This is a genomic window from Hallella sp., assembly GCF_037460745.1.
Classification (GTDB): domain Bacteria; phylum Bacteroidota; class Bacteroidia; order Bacteroidales; family Bacteroidaceae; genus Prevotella; species Prevotella faecis.
On record NZ_JAXVAE010000174.1, the window covers coordinates 1 to 18,599 of the forward strand.

At 56.8% G+C, this 18,599-nt stretch carries 13 protein-coding genes; 12 read left to right on the forward strand and 1 reads right to left on the reverse strand.

Annotated features, from left to right (window positions below; genetic code table 11):
* Positions 1-201 precede the first annotated feature (201 nt).
* Positions 202-423, reverse strand: coding sequence for a hypothetical protein (locus tag WKK33_RS11375; protein ID WP_337933959.1), 222 nt, complete (start codon positions 421-423; stop codon positions 202-204).
* A 530-nt stretch (positions 424-953) separates the two neighbouring features.
* On the opposite strand from WKK33_RS11375, the gene WKK33_RS11380 reads away from it, so the two are divergent.
* The 12 genes from WKK33_RS11380 to WKK33_RS11435 all read left to right on the forward strand — a co-directional run bounded on the left by WKK33_RS11380 (position 954) and on the right by WKK33_RS11435 (position 18,595).
* Entirely contained in the window at positions 954-2,096 is a 1,143-nt protein-coding gene (locus WKK33_RS11380; protein WP_337933961.1) for an N-acetyltransferase, read from the forward strand.
* Positions 2,097-2,161: 65 nt separating this feature from the next.
* On the forward strand, positions 2,162-4,132 hold the full coding sequence (locus WKK33_RS11385) for a DNA topoisomerase IV subunit B (RefSeq protein WP_337933963.1): 1,971 nt from the start codon (positions 2,162-2,164) through the stop codon (positions 4,130-4,132).
* 67 nt (positions 4,133-4,199) lie between these two features.
* Positions 4,200-5,864 (forward strand): S41 family peptidase, encoded by a 1,665-nt coding sequence (locus tag WKK33_RS11390; protein WP_337933965.1) that lies wholly within the window; start codon positions 4,200-4,202, stop codon positions 5,862-5,864.
* Positions 5,865-5,891: 27 nt separating this feature from the next.
* Entirely contained in the window at positions 5,892-7,184 is a 1,293-nt protein-coding gene (locus WKK33_RS11395) for a DUF2851 family protein (RefSeq protein WP_337933967.1), read from the forward strand.
* A 133-nt stretch (positions 7,185-7,317) separates the two neighbouring features.
* Positions 7,318-7,722 carry a thioesterase family protein gene (locus WKK33_RS11400; protein ID WP_215760649.1) on the forward strand — a complete coding sequence of 135 codons (405 nt, stop codon included), beginning with the start codon at positions 7,318-7,320 and terminating at the stop codon, positions 7,720-7,722.
* A gap of 73 nt (positions 7,723-7,795) precedes the next feature.
* Positions 7,796-8,920, forward strand: coding sequence for a DNA-processing protein DprA (gene dprA, locus WKK33_RS11405; RefSeq protein WP_287768915.1), 1,125 nt, complete (start codon positions 7,796-7,798; stop codon positions 8,918-8,920).
* 183 nt (positions 8,921-9,103) lie between these two features.
* Positions 9,104-10,120: a tRNA dihydrouridine synthase DusB gene (dusB, locus tag WKK33_RS11410; RefSeq protein ID WP_337677785.1), complete on the forward strand. Its 1,017-nt coding sequence runs from the start codon at positions 9,104-9,106 to the stop codon at positions 10,118-10,120.
* Positions 10,121-10,257: 137 nt separating this feature from the next.
* On the forward strand, positions 10,258-11,289 hold the full coding sequence (gene ruvB, locus WKK33_RS11415) for a Holliday junction branch migration DNA helicase RuvB (RefSeq protein WP_215760647.1): 1,032 nt from the start codon (positions 10,258-10,260) through the stop codon (positions 11,287-11,289).
* A 34-nt stretch (positions 11,290-11,323) separates the two neighbouring features.
* The gene (coaD, locus tag WKK33_RS11420; protein ID WP_337933969.1) at positions 11,324-11,830 is read left to right on the forward strand and encodes a pantetheine-phosphate adenylyltransferase; all 507 of its coding nucleotides are present in this window, start codon (positions 11,324-11,326) and stop codon (positions 11,828-11,830) included.
* 61 nt (positions 11,831-11,891) lie between these two features.
* On the forward strand, positions 11,892-12,302 hold the full coding sequence (gene ybeY, locus WKK33_RS11425) for an rRNA maturation RNase YbeY (protein ID WP_337933970.1): 411 nt from the start codon (positions 11,892-11,894) through the stop codon (positions 12,300-12,302).
* 294 nt (positions 12,303-12,596) lie between these two features.
* A complete protein-coding gene (locus tag WKK33_RS11430) occupies positions 12,597-15,269 on the forward strand; it encodes a hypothetical protein (protein WP_337933972.1) in 2,673 nt (890 codons plus the stop codon).
* Positions 15,270-15,433: 164 nt separating this feature from the next.
* Positions 15,434-18,595, forward strand: coding sequence for an RHS repeat-associated core domain-containing protein (locus WKK33_RS11435; protein ID WP_337933973.1), 3,162 nt, complete (start codon positions 15,434-15,436; stop codon positions 18,593-18,595).
* The last annotated feature ends 4 nt before the right edge of the window (positions 18,596-18,599 follow it).

Sequence of the window (18,599 nt, forward strand, 5' to 3'; positions counted from 1 at the left end):
AACATAGAAAGCGAATTGATATAATCGTTTTACGATTACCAATTTGAACGAATTTTGGCTAACGCAATTAGGAAAATTCGAAAATTCGATAAATTCGTTGTTACGCCGTCTGAGGCTAAAAGAAAAACCATTCGGGGTGAGAGAAATTCGATCAGACGCGGTCGCCGTCTGAGGCCAAAGCTATTAGAAGTAGTACGCACTTCAAGTCACTCCAAATGTCGGATGATCCTCATTTTTCCTTCGATCTGTTTGCCTTTGGTGGTTTGCAAGATGCGCCTTGTCGGACCGATGGTCTCCGCCCTCCGCTTGTTGGATATTATAACCAAAAAGCGTGCCTGCTTTTTCGGTTGTTCCAGCGAGCGATTTTGCCGTTTTTTCGGTCCCGTCATCCCAAATCGTTGGCATGATGTTGCGGTTAGGCATGTTTGGTGTTGCGAAAGATGCCTTTCGGCGCCTCGGTTGGGAAGGTATCGTCTTGCGGTTAGCCATGTTTCGAGGCGCGAAACATGCCTAACCGCAAGGTGGAATATGAAAATTGGAGAGTGAAATATTAAGTTATTGGCGCAACGTGCTGACTGATAGATAGTTACGAAAACACGCCGAGAATCGCGTATTTGCTCCCAATATTTCCGTCGTCGAAAAGAAACGTGTAGTTTATGGTATAGATTGTTGGGATTATTCAGTCGCCTTTTGCGTCGTAATATGCCCATTATTACTACTTATGTTCTATAACGTGCGCTATCCTGTGAAATGTATAAGCGGTGTTGTATCCAGCAGTTCACACTCTCATTGTTCACTCCCTGTCCCATTACGCTTCAGTTGCCGTAAAACCTTCTTACACTGTCAAAATACGGTAAACAAATGCTAAAAAGCCCGTTTGGCTTGGCTTTTCGCTCAAAAATTTATATTTTTGCATACTTAAAGGCATTCAACATCAAGAATTTATAACATTCATGGCAGTAGAAATACGCAAGGTCGAGACAGAGAAAGATCTCAAGACCTTCATCGATTTTCATTACGATTTGTATGCGGGCAGTCCCTATGATGTGCCCAATTTGTATATCGACGAAAAGAATACGTTTGACAAGCATAAAAATGCCGCCTTCGACTTCTGCACGGCCGAGTACTACCTGGCCTACAAGGACGGCAAGGTGGCAGGCCGCGTGGCCGCCATTATCAACTACCGCGTCAACAAGCACTGGAACAGGCAGGACGTTCGCTTCGGATGGATCGACTTCATCGACGACCTCGAGGTGAGCCGCGCCCTCTTCGACGCCGTGGCCGCCTACGGTCGCGAAAATGGCATGACCGCCATGGTGGGTCCTCTCGGATTCAGCGACATGGACCCCGAGGGCATGCTTACCTGGGGCTTCGACAAGCTCGGCACCATGGCCACCATCTACAACTACGACTATTACCCCCGCCACATGGAGCAGATGGGTGGTTGGGCCAAGGACAACGACTATGTGGAATACTTCCTTCCCGTGCCCGACAAGGTGCCCGAGAAATACGCCAAGATAGCCAGCCTGGTGGAGAAGCGCTATAACCTCCACGTCAAGAAGCTCACCCGCAAGGATGTGTTTCAGGGCGGATGGGGCCGCAAGCTCTTCGAGATCATCAACGCCACCTACACCAACCTCTACGGCTTCGTGTCGCTCACCGACCGCCAGATCGACCAGTATGTCAAGATGTACATGCCCATGGTCGACCTCAACCTTGTGACCGTCATTGTCGACGGCAACAAGAACGACGCCGTGGCCGGCATGGGCATCACCATCCCCTCGCTGTCGCACGCCCTGCAGAAGTGCCGTCGCGGCCGCCTGCTGCCCACTGGTTGGTGGCATGTGCTGCGCGCCATCAAGTTCCACAAGACCGAGGGCGTCGACCTCCTGCTTGTGGGCTTCCTGCCCGAGTATCGCGCCAAGGGAGCCAACGCCCTGCTCTTCTCCGATCTCATTCCCCGCTACAACGAATACGGCATCAAGTGGGGCGAGTCGCAAGTGGAGATGGAGAGCAACGAAGGCGTGCAGGGACAGTGGGGCGCTCTCGACCCCATCAACCACAAGCGCCGCCGCTGCTACCGCAAGGAGCTGTAACGCCCCATCCACCCCACACCCCTGACGAAGACCCAACCCATGTTATCAAGACACACTATCATTTCATGAGCAACGACATAACCAACGAACCACAGTCGCAGGGCGCCGTACAGCCCACCGTCGACTATACCGACGACAACATTCGCCATCTCAGCGATATGGAGCATGTGCGCACCCGACCCGGCATGTATATCGGCCGCCTGGGCGACGGATCGCTGCCCGAGGACGGCATCTATGTGCTCCTGAAGGAGGTTATCGACAACTCCATCGACGAGTTTAAGATGAAAGCCGGCGACCGCATCGAGGTCGACATCGACGACGACCTGCGTGTTGCCGTGCGCGACTATGGCCGCGGCATTCCGCAGGGAAAGCTCGTGGAGGCCGTCTCTGTGCTCAACACCGGCGGCAAATACGACTCCAAGGCCTTCAAGAAGAGCGTCGGCCTCAATGGCGTCGGCGTGAAAGCCGTCAACGCCCTCAGCGCCCGCTTTGAGGTGAAGAGTTTCCGCGAGGGCAAGGTGCGCAGCCTCGTCTTCGAGCGCGGAAAGCTGATGAGCGACCAAACCGAGGCCAGCAACGACGAGAACGGCACCTACATCTACTTCGAGCCCGACAACACCCTCTTCAAGAACTACCTGTTCCATGGCGAGTTTGTGGAGACCATGCTCCGCAATTACACCTACCTCAACTCGGGGCTCACCATCATGTACAACGGCCGTCGCATCAAGAGCCGCAACGGTCTGGAAGACCTGCTTGTCGATGCCATGACCACCGATCCGCTCTATCCCATCGTCCACATCAAGGGCGAGGACATCGAGATAGCCTTCACCCATACCAACCAGTATGGCGAGGAGTACCACAGCTTCGTCAATGGCCAGCACACCACCCAGGGAGGAACCCACCAGAGCGCCTTCAAGGAGCATATAGCCAAGACCATCAAGGAGTTTTACGACAAGAGCTACGAGTATACCGACATCCGCAACGGCATTGTGGCGGCCATCGCCATCAATGTGGAGGAACCCGTGTTTGAGTCGCAAACCAAGATCAAGCTCGGCTCCACGCTGATGGAACCCGGTGGCGAGACCATCAACAAGTATGTGGGCGACTTCCTCAAGCGCGAGGTCGACAACTACCTGCACATCCACAAGGAGGATGTGGCCGACGTGCTTGAGAACAAGATCAAGGAGAGCGAGCGCGAGCGCAAGGCCATGGCCGGCGTCACCAAGCTGGCGCGCGAACGCGCCAAGAAAGCCAACCTCCACAACCGCAAGTTGCGCGATTGCCGCATACACTATTGCGATGCCAAGGACAACCGCAAGGAGGAGAGTTGCATCTTCATCACCGAGGGCGACTCGGCAAGTGGAAGCATCACCAAGAGCCGCGACGTCAACACCCAGGCGGTGTTCTCGCTGCGAGGCAAGCCTCTCAACTCCTTTGGCCTGACCAAGAAGGTGGTCTACGAGAACGAGGAGTTCAACCTCCTGCAAGCGGCCCTCGACATTGAGGACGGCCTCGACAACCTGCGCTACAACAAGGTGATCGTGGCCACCGATGCCGATGTCGACGGCATGCACATCCGCCTGCTCATCATCACCTTCTTCCTGCAGTTCTACCCCGAGCTCATCAAGAAAGGTCACGTCTACGTGTTGCAGACACCCCTCTTCCGCGTGCGCAACCGCCGCACGAAGGTCAAGAACAAGAGCATGGTGGCCGACTACGACAGTCGCATGGGCAAGGGCGAGAAGAAGAGCGACTTCATCACCCGTTACTGCTACTCCGACGAGGAGCGCGTCACCGCCATCCGCGAGTTGGGACCCGACCCCGAGATTACCCGATTCAAAGGTCTCGGCGAGATCTCGCCCGACGAGTTTGCCCACTTCATAGGAGTCGACATGCGCCTTGAGCAAGTAACGCTCCATAAGAACGACCAGGTGCAGAAGTTGTTGGAGTACTACATGGGCAAGAACACCATGGAGCGCCAAAACTTCATCATCGACAACCTGGTGATCGAAGAAGATATTCCCGAGGAGGAATAGGGGCTGGGCGGTGGCCCACGGCTGCCGCCAGCCCTCCCATCATAGTATATCCAGACAAACCATAACCATGACACACCTTCAACCTGCCATACGCCACCGCCGCGCCCCGCGTCGGTGTGGCTGCGAAAAGCCTTCGCGCCTTTTCGCGCTTGTTGTTACCCTCATTTTCGCCCTGCTTCCCTGCGCTTCGCTCCACGCCCAGCGTGGCAACCGCTCGTTGAACGACGAGCTGCTGCGTAAGTTGCAGATAGCCGAGCTGGCCATCAGCGAGCTCTATGTCGACTCCGTCGACCAGCCCAAGCTCGTGGAGGACGCCATACGCGGCATGCTCGAGAAGCTCGACCCCCACTCTTCGTATTCCACGGCCAAGGAGACGAAGGCCATGAACGAGTCGCTGGGCGGTTCGTTCGAGGGCATCGGCATCCAGTTTAACGTGCAAAACGACACGCTCCTCGTCATCCAGCCCGTCACTGGCGGACCGTCGGAGCGGGTGGGCATTCTGGCTGGCGACCGCATCGTGGCCGTCAACGACTCGGCCATCGCCGGTGTGAAGATGGCGCGCGATGAGATTGTGCGCCGCCTGCGCGGCCCCAAGGGGTCGAAGGTGAAGCTCACCATCGTCAGGCGTGGCATCAAGGACAAGCTCACCTTCACCGTTGTGCGCGACAAGATTCCCGTGAAGACCCTCGACGCCAGTTACATGGTTCGTCCCGGACTGGGCTATGTGCGCATCGGAAGCTTTGGCGCCACCACCTACAAGGAGTTTATGGAGGCGGTCAAGGCGTTGCAGAAACAGGGCATGGTCGACCTGGTGCTCGACCTGCAAGACAATGGCGGAGGCTACATGATCGCCGCCGTGCAGATAGCCAACGAGTTTCTCTCAAAGGGCGACCTCATCGTCTACACCGACGGGCGCCGTGTGCCGCGCAACGAGTATCGCGCACAAGGCAACGGCACCTTGCAGAACGGACGTGTGGTGGTGCTTGTCAATGAGTTCTCGGCCTCGGCCGCAGAGATTGTCACCGGTGCCATCCAAGACCACGACCGCGGCCTTGTGGTGGGCCGACGCTCGTTCGGAAAGGGACTGGTGCAACGTCCTGTCGACTTCTCCGACGGGTCGATGATGCGCATCACCATCGCCCATTATTTCACACCCTCGGGGCGCTGCATACAGAAACCCTACAAGAAGGGCGACCTGAAGGGCTACGAGCAGGAGCTCGACACCCGATACAAGCATGGTGAGCTGTATAGCGCCGACTCCATCCACTTCGCCGATTCGCTGAAGTTCCAAACGCTTCGGCGCCATCGCACGGTGTATGGTGGGGGCGGTATCATGCCCGACTACTTCGTGCCGCTCGACACCACCCAGTACACACGCCTCCACAGGCAACTGGCCGCCAAGGGCATTATCATCAAGGTCAACCTGAAGTATGTCGACAACCACCGCAAGCAGTTGCGCCGACAGTACCCATCGTTCCAAACATTCCTCAATAACTTCCAGGTACCGCAGAGCGTGATCGACGAGGTGATGGCCGAGGGAAAGAAAGAGAAGGTGGAGCCCAAGGACGACGACGAACTCAAGAAAACGCTGCCTCAGCTATGCGCACAGCTCAAGGCCCTCGTGGCCCGCGACCTGTGGGACATGAGCGAATACTTCCAGATCATCAACCAGCAGAACCACATCGTCGAGAAGGCCATCGAGGTCATGGGCGACGAGCAGGCCTGGAAGTAAGCGGCACAACCCCCTAACCTCACCGACATGGAACAGCTGTTGCACTACTGTTGGAAGCACAAGATGTTTCCGCTCGGAGCGCTCCACACCACCGACGGACAGCCGGTGGAGGTGATCGACGCGGGCCTGCACAACCGCAACGCGGGCCCCGACTTCTTCAACGCCAAGGTGAAGATTGGCGGCGAACTGTGGGTGGGCAACGTGGAGATACACGACAAGTCGACCGATTGGTTCCTGCATGGGCATGAGCGCGACGACCATTATAATAATGTTGTGCTCCATGTGGCCGGGGTGATCGACGCCGAGGTGCGCACCGCCAGTGGCCTCACGCCCCCGCAAATGCAGCTCGACGTGCCCGAGACGGTGCGGCGCAACTATGAGGAACTGCTCAAGGCCGACAATTACCCGCCCTGTTACAAGATCGTGCCGACCCTCTCGCGCATCAGGGTCCACTCGTGGATGAGTGCCCTCGAGACCGAGCGCCTCGAGCGCAAGACCGACGACATAGCCCGTCGGGCTGCCTGCTGCCAGAGTTCGTGGGAGGCCGCCTACTTCGTTACCATGGCCCGCAACTATGGCTTTGGCATCAATGGCGACGCCATGGAGCAGTGGGCCATGAACGTGCCGCTGGGAGCGGTGGGCCATCACCGCGACGACCTGTTCCAGGTGGAGGCGCTCTTCTTGGGCCAGGCGGGCCTTCTCGACCCACTGTCGATACCCGAACGGCACCGCGAGGCGGCGCTTGCCGACCCCTATTACCAGCGTATGGCCAGCGAATACAAGTACCTGGCGCATAAGTTTGGCCTCCAACCCATCGACCACCATCTATGGCGCTTCTTGAGGCTGAGGCCACAGAATTTTCCCCATATACGCATCTCGCAACTCGCCAGGCTCTATTTCCTCCGTAAGGCCGGACTGTCGCAGCTCATCGATTGCGAGGATGTGAAGAGCGCCCAGCAAATGCTCGCCACCTCGCCCACCGACTATTGGCAGACCCATTACGCCTTCGGGTGCGAGAGTGCGCGCAGCGAGAAGCGCCTGTCGGCCGCGTCGGTCAACCTCCTGCTCATCAACACCGTGGTGCCAATGCTCTTTGCCTATGGTCGCCACAAGCGCGATGAGCGGCTCTGCGACCGCGCCTTCGCCTTCCTCGACCAGTTGCGCGCCGAGGACAACCACATCGTGCGGATGTGGAAAGCGTGCGGGCTGCCCGTCGAAAACGCTGGCGACTCGCAGGCGCTCATACAGCTCAAGAACGAGTATTGCGACCGGCGCGATTGTTTGCGCTGCCGCTTCGGCTACGAGTTTCTCAAGGGATGAGGCTCTGCGCCGTGCGCCGTGCCTGTTGGTGGGCGCATCATAACATAAACTATCATGTAGGATAGCATCAGCCTCGACACGTCATAGCACGGGCTATAACGTAAGATGGCATGGGCTACAACGCATCATCAATATGAAAGAATATCTGTTTACCACACGTATGGATGTGCGCGACTATGAGTGCGACATCGAGGGCATCGTCAACAACGCCAACTATCTCCACTACACTGAGCATACGCGCCACCGCTTCTTGCGCAGCTTGGGCGTGAGCTTCGCCGCCCTTCACGAGAAGGGGGTCGACGCCGTGGTGGCGCGTATGCAACTGAAGTTTAAGACGCCCCTGCGCTGCGACGACGAGATGGTGTCGTGCCTCAACCTCAAGAAGGAAGGTATGCGCTATGTTTTCGAGCACGACATCTATCGCGCTTCCGACATGAAACTGTCGTTTCACGCCGATGTCGACCTCGTGACCCTCATCCATGGCAAGCTCGGTGTGAGCGAGGACTACGACCGCGCCTTTGGCTTCGACAAGCTATAACATATTATCCCCGTAGCCATACACCGTGCAGGTCTCTGCACCCCACCTTATACGCTAACGCAACAGATACACCGTGGACAACGAACTGATCAACACTGTAGCCCTGGCCCGACTGAGCTATTTCCACCTCAACGTCATGGTGGGGCTCTATCGGCGCATGGGATCGGCCACCGCCATTGTCGAGCAGCGGAGCGAACTGCCGAGGATGTTCCCGAGTATGCCGGCGCGCATCGTCCAGGAACTGGCCAGTTTCGACATCATGCGAGGCCGGGCCGAGGAGGAACTGGCATGGGCCGCCGACCACAATGTGCAGGTGTTATGCCTCAACGACCCGCTCTACCCGCGCCGGCTGAAGGAAACGCCCGACGCGCCGCTTGCGCTGTTCTATCGGGGAACGGCCGACCTCAACGCCCGGCGGGTCATCAATGTTGTTGGCACGCGCCACTGCACGCCCTATGGCGAGGACCTAATCAGGCGTTTTGTGGCCGACCTGAGGAGGTGCTGTCCCGATACGCTCATCGTGAGCGGACTGGCCTATGGGGTCGACATCCATGCACACCGCTATGCCCTGGCCAACCAGATGGACACGGTGGCGGTGCTGGCCCATGGCCTCGACACCCTCTATCCGCAACGCCATCGCGACACGGCCAACGAGATGGTGGCGCATGGTGGGCTCGTCACCGAGTATATGACCCACACGCAACCCGACAAGGTCAACTTCGTGAGGCGCAACCGCATCACGGCGGGTCTGTGCGACGCCACCATCCTTGTGGAGAGTGCGGCGAAGGGCGGTGGCCTTATCACCACACGCATCGCTAAGGAATATAACCGCGATGTGTTTGCGTTCCCTGGCGCCGTGGGCGCCCCTTACAGCGAGGGCTGCAACAGGCTCATACGCGATTGCGGTGCGGGGCTCATCACCTCGGCAGCCGATTTCGTGGACGCCATGGGGTGGGCCGACGACCAAAAACTGGTGGAGGCACGCCGAAACGGCATTGAGCGCCAACTCTTTCCCGACCTCTCCGACGACGAGATGCGCGTCGTACAACTCTTGGAGACCACCAACGACCTCCGGCAAGACGCCATCTCCGTCAAGACGGGGCTACCCATGGCAACGACCCTCGCCCTGTTGTTCCAACTCGAAATGAAGGGAGTGGTCAAGCCTTACGCAGGAGGCGTTTACCATCTGCTCGCCTAAGGCGCTGTAAGGCCCGATCGACCATGCGGTGGGAGAGTGTAGGCTGGCGGCGAGAAACGGCCCTGGAGGGGCGTTAAACGGTCTTTGGGGCGCCAACGAGCGCCAATGATGCCTTCCCGTTCCCCGATGGATGGACCGTTGGGTGGGCATGGCGAAAAACTTAGTAAGACAATAAAAAGATTTATGAAGATAGGCAATATAGATTTTGGTAGCAAGCCTTTGTTTCTTGCACCCATGGAAGACGTTACCGACATCGGATTTCGCAAGCTATGCAAGCGTTATGGCGCAGCCATGGTCTACACGGAGTTTGTTTCGGCCGACGCCATCATACGATCCATTCCCAGCACGCTCGCCAAGATGCATGTCAACGACGACGAACGCCCAGTGGGCATTCAGATCTATGGGCGTGAGGTGGAGCCAATGGTCGAGGCGGCAAAGATCGTGGAGAGCTTCCACCCCGACATCATCGACATCAACTTTGGATGCCCTGTCAAGAAGGTGGCTGGCAAGGGCGCCGGCGCCGGCCTGCTGCGCGACATTCCCAAGATGCTCGAGATCACGAAGGCTGTGGTGAAGGCCGTGAACACGCCCGTCACCGCCAAGACCCGTCTGGGATGGGACATGAACGACCTTGTTATCACCACGCTGGCTGAGCAGTTGCAAGACTGTGGCATACAGGCGCTCACCATTCATGGGCGCACACGGTCGCAGATGTACACGGGCGAAGCCGACTGGACGCTTATTGGCGAGGTGAAGCGCAACCCACGCATCCACATCCCCATCATTGGCAACGGCGACATCACCACGCCCGAACGGGCCAACCTGGCCTTCGAAAACTATGGGGTAGATGCGGTGATGATTGGTAGAGCTACGTTCGGACGTCCCTGGTTTTTCAAGGAATGTAGAGACTATATCGACACCGTTCAGGGTGCAGCTCAGGTACTACCTGCACCCTTGACCATAGACGATAAGATCGATATCCTCGAAGAACAGCTCCGAATCAACGTGGAACGCATCGATGAGTACCGTGGAATACTCCATACGCGACGACACCTGGCCGCATCGCCCATATTCAAGTGCATACCCAACTTCCGGCAGACGCGAATAGCCCTTTTGAGGGCCGAAACTACCGAAGATGTGCTCAGAATACTCGAAGAATGTCGTTCTATTCTAAAGGGGCTACAAGTTGAAAATCAATAAGTTGCGAGCTAACTGCGACAAAACCATGAATTGTTTTAACTTGCTTTAACATCTTGTGGTTCGCCTTTTGTCGCCTCGGCCTTTTACCCTTCGCTCATTTATGGTTATCTTTGCACTTAGAAAGCATTAAAACGCACATGGTTGACGATTTCGACATACGAGAAAACAACATCACAAGAGAGGAGAAAGACTTCGAGAACGCGCTTCGCCCGCTCCGTTTCGACGACTTCAACGGTCAGCCCAAGGTTGTGGAAAACCTCGGGGTCTTTGTTGAGGCCGCCAAATATCGCCATGAACCGCTCGACCACACCCTGCTCTACGGTCCTCCCGGATTGGGAAAGACCACGTTGAGCAACATCATCGCCAACGAGCTGGGGGTGGGATTCAAGATCACGTCGGGACCTGTGCTCGACAAGCCCGGCGACCTGGCCGGCCTCCTCACGTCGCTCGAGCCCAACGATGTGCTCTTCATCGACGAGATACATCGCTTGCAGCCCGTTGTGGAAGAGTATCTTTATTCGGCCATGGAGGACTATCGCATCGACATTATGATCGACAAGGGTCCCTCGGCGCGAAGCATACAGCTCGACCTCAACCCCTTTACGCTCATTGGAGCCACCACCCGTTCGGGCATGCTCACCGCACCGCTGCGCGCCCGTTTTGGCATCAACATGCATCTGGAGTACTACGATCCCGCCACCTTGCAGCGCATCATACGCCGCTCGGCGCGGCTGATGAGGGTGCCCATCGACGACGACGCGGCCGTGGAGATTGCCCGTCGTAGTCGCGGAACGCCCCGTATCGCCAACGGCTTGCTGCGCCGTGTGCGCGACTTTGCGCAGGTCAAGGGCAACGGAACCATCACCAAGGACATTGCCGACATTGCCCTGTCGGCCCTCAACATCGACTCCTATGGATTGGATGAGATCGACAACAAGATCCTGCTGACAATCATCGACAAGTTCAAGGGTGGGCCGGTGGGCGTCTCCACCATTGCTACCGCCATTGGCGAGGACGCCGGAACGGTGGAGGATGTGTACGAGCCTTACCTCATCATGGAGGGCTTCGTGAAGCGTACGCCACGCGGCCGCATGGTGACGCCTTTGGCCTACGAGCATCTGGGACGCAACCCCTACAGCGGTAACGTCATGCAGACCGAGTTGTTCTAACCCTTATCCATCCATCGCGAAACATCAATCCAACATGAACTCAGCATCCCATTCCACACCCAACGGGCGCATAGCCCTCTTCGCCGGGAGCTTCGACCCGTTCACCATCGGCCACGACGACATCGTGAGGCGGGCCTTGGCGTTGTTCGACAAGGTGGTGGTCGTGGTGGCCGTCAACCCCGAGAAGCGCCACATGTTTACTGTCGAGGAGCGCGTGGAGGCCATTCGTCACCTCTATCAAGGCAATCGGCGTGTGGAGGTGATGGCCCACGACGGCATGATGGTCGACCTGGCCCACGACATTGGAGCACGTTTCGTGGTGCGCGGCGTGCGGTCGGTCATCGATTTCGAATACGAAAAGGTGGAGGCCGACTACAACAAGCGGTTGGGCGGCCTTGAGACGGTGCTGCTCTATTCAAGTCAGGCGCTGGCGTCGGTCTCGTCGACGGCCTATCGCCAACTGGTGTTTTTCCATAAGGACGCTGAGGCTGCCGCCATGCTCCCGACCGCACCGCCATCGGATGCGCCGACGCACGATTGAACCCATAGGGGTCACGGCTCCCGTTACAGATAACCGATACATCAATTCATACATATAAGATATGATCACATACAATGCAGACGGCGTAAAGATGCCGAAGATACGCCACCGTGACACAAGCGCTTGGATCAAGCGCGTGGCACAGGCCCATGGACGCAAGGTGGGCGAGATTGGCTATATGTTTGTCAGCGACGAGAAGATATTGGAGGTGAACCGCCAGTATCTGGGTCATGATTATTACACCGACATCATCACGTTCGACTACGATGAGGGCGATGTGCTCAACGGCGACCTTGTCATTTCGCTCGACACCGTTCGCACCAACGCCGAGAAGTTTGGCAAGGATTACGACGACGAGTTGCACCGGGTCATCATTCATGGCATACTCCACCTTTGCGGTATCAACGACAAGGGACCTGGCGAGCGCGAGATCATGGAGGCCCACGAGAATGAGGCCTTGGCCATGCGCTAAGCTTCTCGATTCCCAGTTACGGCTTTTTCGCCCAGCCAAGAGGATTGCTTCGCTTGGCTATGGGGTTGGTAGTGTCCAGGGGTAAGGGCAGTCTTGTCGTCCCGTTAGTGGCCTTTCCTTTGTGTTTCATGGGTCTTTTTGTCCTGCGAGGGAAAGGCTGCGAAGGGAAATATCGTACAACTATTGCAAATATTGTCCAACGATTCAACAAACACGCCTCTGCAAGGCGTGTTTGTTTGTTTTATTTCCTACTTTTGTGGGAGAACAAACTAAACTCTAATCTTTGGATAAGATATGAAACAAAGACCTTTACTCCATTTACCTGTTGTTTCGTTCCTGCTGTCGCTGATGAGCTTGACAAGCCTTGCCGGCAACCGTTACGACTTCAATTTCAATGTCTCGCGCCCTGTGGATGCCACGGCCGCCACCGTATGTCCGGTGCATGCCACCTTGCTCCGCACGGCCATTGGCGTAACCAATCCCGCCACCGCGAACCTCGTGGCGAGCTACAAGACCTCGTCGGGCGAGGAGCGGTTCCGCACCACCAACACACCAGGCCTCGCCAGTGGCCAACAGGGCCATTGGTTCGACCTCAGCGGGGTGCCCACCAACCGTGCCGCCCAGCGCGCCGCATTGGTGCTCTGGGACAAGGCCGCCCTTAATGTTACGCATGGCGAACTGGCCACGGAGGGCACAAGCCTCACCGTCGTAGAGGGCTTGGTGAATGGCCAAGACTCGGTGTTTTTCCATATCCATGTTACGATCGCCGCTGCCGGATCAACTGAGAGTGTCACCACCGACGAGCCCCAGTTTGTGGGGCGTCACAGTGAGACCGATGGCTGGCTGGTGCGACCGCTCGTGCAAAAGAACGATGAGGAGCCTGTGGAGCAAAACTTCATCCAGGTGAACGAGGGCGACAAAATTACGTTGAGTTGCGAGGTCATCAACCCCGACAACTATAAGAGTGTGCGCTATCGCTGGCTCAAGACCACGATGAATCCCACCACGTATCAAAACGAAGACAACACCGTGCGCCGCTCCATGGCTACGGCTCCCTATAAGATCACCGACAATGCCGTGTATGCCGACGGGGCGCGTTATGTGTTGCGCGTCACCATGGTCGACCAAGAGGGCAAGGGAATCCTGAAAGATTACAATTACTATGTCGACGTGCAGAGCCATGCCGGCGAGTTCATGGAGTGGCCGCGCTTTAAGCTCTCCTACGATTTCCATACCGAATATCCCAACCTGCAGAAGCCTGCCAAGCTGCATACCTTCACCAAGAAAGACGGAACTCCTGCCAATCATTATGAGGGTGAGTGGTGGTCGGCCTTCTGGGGCGACAACCTCAATGCGGAGGTGGGTACCGATTCGGCCACCATCTATACCGCTGCCAAGAACATGGTCGACAAGTACGACTACGACTTCAGGTATATTCGCGATTACATGGGATGGCCTCCCGACCTTAGCGCACGCCGTGGGTACAAGTCGTTTGTTTACGTCTTCGGATCGGGACTGAGCAACGACAATGAGGCCAACACCACGATGGGTGGTTACCAGAGCAGCACCTACGCCGATGGGCAGAACTGGGCTTGCGTATGGGCCAGCTACTATCCGTTCAGCCGTTTCCGCGCCGACGCCGACAAGAAGTGGGGCGATGGCGAGTACCAACGCAACGCCATGGTGCACGAGGGCATCCACGCCATCTTCGCCGACCTGGGTGCTTGCCAAGGCTCCAGCTGGTTCCACGAGGGTGGCAACACATGGCTGCAGGGGCAGGTCTACGCCAAGCGCGACGGCCTGTATGGTGAAGCCGGATTCCTCGACGGAGGACCCTTCCTCGCTCCCCACATGCCCATCGAATGCTACTCGGGATGGTTGCAGGATGGTTCCTATGGAGGACCGGGTGCGCAGGGCGTCAACATGTATAACGGTTCGGGCAAGCAGGTGTGCACATGGCGCAGCTACCTGGGTGGCGTGCAGTATGCCAATGCCTTCCCCGTGGTGGTGGCCAATGTGTGTGGCGATGGCGTCATTCCATGGATCTGGCGCAACTGCAAGGACTATGTGCTCAAGACCATGGGCGACTCCATCGGCGAGGAGCCTATGCGACAGATCGTAACCGAGTATCGTGCGCGCCAGGCACTCTTCGACCTCGGTGGATGGGACAACAGCTACCGCAAGGTGGTGAACGACAACTTCGGCATCACGGTGAAGCCTGAGTGGGAGCCTTATTGGATCAATGTGGCGCCCTATCGCATCACCCCATACCAGTCGGTGACGCTCGACAACGAAGATGGATGGATGTCGCCCGACACATTGACCAACCCCGGTTGGAGCGGTGGCAACATCATTCCCATCCATGTGCGTGGCGATGTGGCCAACGTGGAGTTCCGTCCAGAGGACACGCAGATGCGGGCCTTGCTCTGCTACCGCACCAAGGATGGCAAGTGTTATTACAGCCAGCCCGTGAAGTGTGGCAACATGAGCATCGACATCACAGAGAAACCGGCCAACGGGATCGTGTTCTGCGTGGTCTGCAACACCGACTATGTATATCTCGGCGATGCACAGCGTAAGCACCACTGGGACTACCGCATCCGTCTGGGTGAGGGCGCCCTGGCCATTGCCGACACCTACACCCGTTGGTACAACTATGAGCAAGACCTGAGGGATGCGTTCAGCACAGGCATCCAGGCCGTGCAGGGCACCAGCAAGAAGGAGCAGCAAATCCATGTCATGTCGACGGCCGCCGTGCGTGGCAACGTCATTCGTCTCGACCTGGGCGGCATCAATCCCGCCGACGTCACCGTGAGGGCCGTGGGAGCCTCGGGCATCCTGGTGCAGCAGGGCCACCTCAGCGCCGACGGCACCTTCCTTGTGCCGGCCAACATGCCCGCTGGCCTTTGCTTCTTTACCTTCGCCTATGGCAACGAGCGCCAGACAGTTAAAATGATAGTTAAGTAATCTGGGTTTAACAACGTCCTGCTATGGGCTTGACGAGCCCAAAACAGAATGGTTAACACCATCGGCTACCCCGTGGGAGATTCGAACATCCCACGAGGTAACAAGGTTATTGATAAACTAATTAGTGTTTGGCAAGCAAGTAACAAATGAAACTATTTTCGCTTATGAAACACGTTGTTTTAGCCCTCTTCCTGTTGGGTCTGCCACCTTCTCTTTTGGCGCAAAGCAGTCGTCAGAACTACGTGCTTACGCAGACGTTGCTGAATGCCAGTGGCAGCAACAAGGTGACAGAGGTGCAGTATCACGACGGGCTTGGCCGCCCCGAGATACATGTGACGACAGGCCTTGGAGTCTCAGGAAACTCCGCCTACACGCTGACGGAGTATGACGAGCTGGGGCGTGGCCACATCCATTGGCTACCGGGCATTGGGGGAAAAGGCGTTGGGTGGAAGACGGCTGAAGAGATCAAGGGATTGTCGAGCCGCTCCAATGGCGATGAGGACTGCTATTCGGAGGCCACCTATGACCCATTGGGCCGCGAGCGCTCCGTCCTGGGTCCTGGCGAGGCGTGGAAGTCGGCGGGCAAACCCCGGCAGACGCAACGTGTGGCTAACTTGTCGGCGGGCAAGCCCGACCTTGTGGTCAAGCGGTACGTGTTAGGGCAGGACGGGCAGCCCGAAGAGAGGGGCGCGTGGAAGTCGGGCGCGCTCATGGGCGAGCGCCGTGTGGACGAGGACGGCAAGTCGGTTACCGTCTTCACCAACCTGATGGGTGAGAAGGTCTTGGAACGACAAGCGATCAGTGCCGGTGTCTTTGCCGACACGTATTATGTTTACGACGACCTCGGCCAGCTTCGCTTTGTGCTTCCTCCGATGTGCGACCTGGGTGCAGGAAAGCAACAGGCGTTGGAGGCATACGCTTACGAGTACCGCTACGACGGCCGTTCGCGCGTGGTCTACAAGCGTTTGCCCGGCTGCGCCCCCGTGAGATACTGGTATGACAACCGAGGTCGCGTGGTGTTCACGCAGGATGGTGAATTGCTCAAGCGCGGCCTCTGCCGCTTTACGTTTTATGACCCTCATGGGCGCCTGGCGATGCAGGGCACCTGCACGGACACGCCCCACAATGTCCATTCGGGTGTGGTGACGCTATCTTCAGTAGACGGCCTCTTCCATTCGGGCTATGTTGGCGGGGTTCATCTTGCGTCTCCCAAGGTAGAGCGAATAAATTACTACGATGACTACAATTTTCTTGATGGCCCATCGTTTAAAGAATATACGAACGTCAACCTGATGAGAAAGAAGAACGCGCAGAATGTCACAGGCCACCCCACAGGCTCGGTCACCCTCACCACTGGGGGCGAGCGGCTTTATGGCGTGACTTACTACACGGCCAAGGGGCTTCCCTGCGACACGCGCCAGTCGTGCCTTGGCGGCAAGGTGCTCCTCTCGCGGACGGAGTATTCCTTCACCGACAAGCCCCTGCGCACGGTGTGGGAGGTGCGCCATGACGGCCGGACGGACTCGGTGGTCTACGCCAACAGTTACAGTCCCGTGAACGACGCCCTGGCCATCCAGTTGGTGGCCTGCAACGGTGGTGCCCCACGATTCGTGTCAAGGTTGGAGTATGACGACCTTGGGCGCCTGGTGCGCAAGACTCTTCCTGGCAATTCGGGCAGTGTGGAGTACGGTCACAATGTGCGTGGTTGGCTGACAACGCTATCGGGGCCCGGCTACGCGGAGACCCTCAGCTACGATGGGCTGTACAATGGCAACATAGCCTCCGTGAGCCATAGCTATCAAAACGGAGGCGTGCGTGACACCTTTCGCTACACGTTCGCCTATGACAACCTGAACCGCATGGTCTCTGCCGGGAATGATCATTATGGCGAGTCGGTAGACTATGACCGCAACGGCAATGTCGTCGCGCTGCACCGTTATGGCAAGCGCAACAATGGCAGCTATGGCTTGACGGACGACCTCCAGTTGCACTATGTCGGCAATCATATTCGAGGCATTACGGACCGGCAGGGCGGTTTGGTCTATGAGGGCGGCTTCGACTTCAAGCCTAAAAAGTTAGACCGGCACCGCCCATACGAGTACAACACGGTCGGCGCGCTGGCGCATGACCCAGACAGGGACGTGACCGTCAGCTATTCGGTCTTGGGTACACCAGCGATTATGGCGTATGGTAACGGGAACACCACGGAGTACATCTATGACGCGGACGGCACAAAGCTGAAAACCACTTGGAAGACAAGGGCGGCCAATGCGCTGTGCAGCATGGTCGCAGCGGAGGAAACTGGCGCGGAAGCGAAGACCGACGACGGCATCCTGTCCATCCAAGCCAGCGTGCCATCCGCATGTGTGGAGAACAGCCGTGAGCAGGTGGGGCCGTTCGTTTTCACCGACGGCAAGTTGGAAAGGGTGCTCTTCGACGGTGGCTTCTGTCTGCTGTCAGGCCAGTACGCCGCTTACTGTTATTACGTTTGCGACCACCTGGGCAGTGTGCGCGAGGTTGTGTCGGAGGCTTGGAATGTTCAGCGCAACGGTTACTATGCCTATGGCGGCCCCTATGGCGACTGGAACACCAACGCCGATGTGCAACCGCTGAAGTTCCTGGGCAAGGAGTGGGACCACCAGCACGGCCTCGACCTCTACGACTTTGGTGCGCGTCTGTACGACCCGGCCGTGGGCAGGTGGACGACGATGGATCCGCTCTGCGAAAAATACTACAGCGTCAGCCCGTATGCGTATTGTTTCAATAATCCAGTGAAGTTTATTGACCCAGATGGAAAGAAAGTCTTGATATTTTATCAAGACAAGAGGGGAAATCTTACATATTTTGTGTTTAATGGTACCCAAAGAAGGCTACCAAACAATAGTTTTGTGTTGGATTTTGTCCATACGTATAATTATCTGAAGGCCAATGGAGTAGGAAAGAATGTGATAAAAGCAGTTAAAGATCCCTCTGTAATGGTTGAATTGGTAAGGGATGAACAGGAAACGGGTTATTATTTTAATTATAAAGACAGAAATCCTGCAGTTTTTTGGGAATCGAGGAAAGGTATAATCCTTTCCAACGGAAAAAGACAATCGCCTGCTGTTAGACTGGAACACGAATTTGACCATGCATTAGATGATATTCATGATCATAAAAAGCATGAGGACAGAAGGGATACCCAAAATGCTCAATATGATAACGAGGAGGAGCGCCGAGTTATAGAGGGCAGCGAAGCTGAAACTGCAAGAAAATTACGTCAAGGGGTTAGGTTTGACCATTGGGGGAAAACTTATCCCGTAAAAGATCCGAGATTTACTAAATGACAAG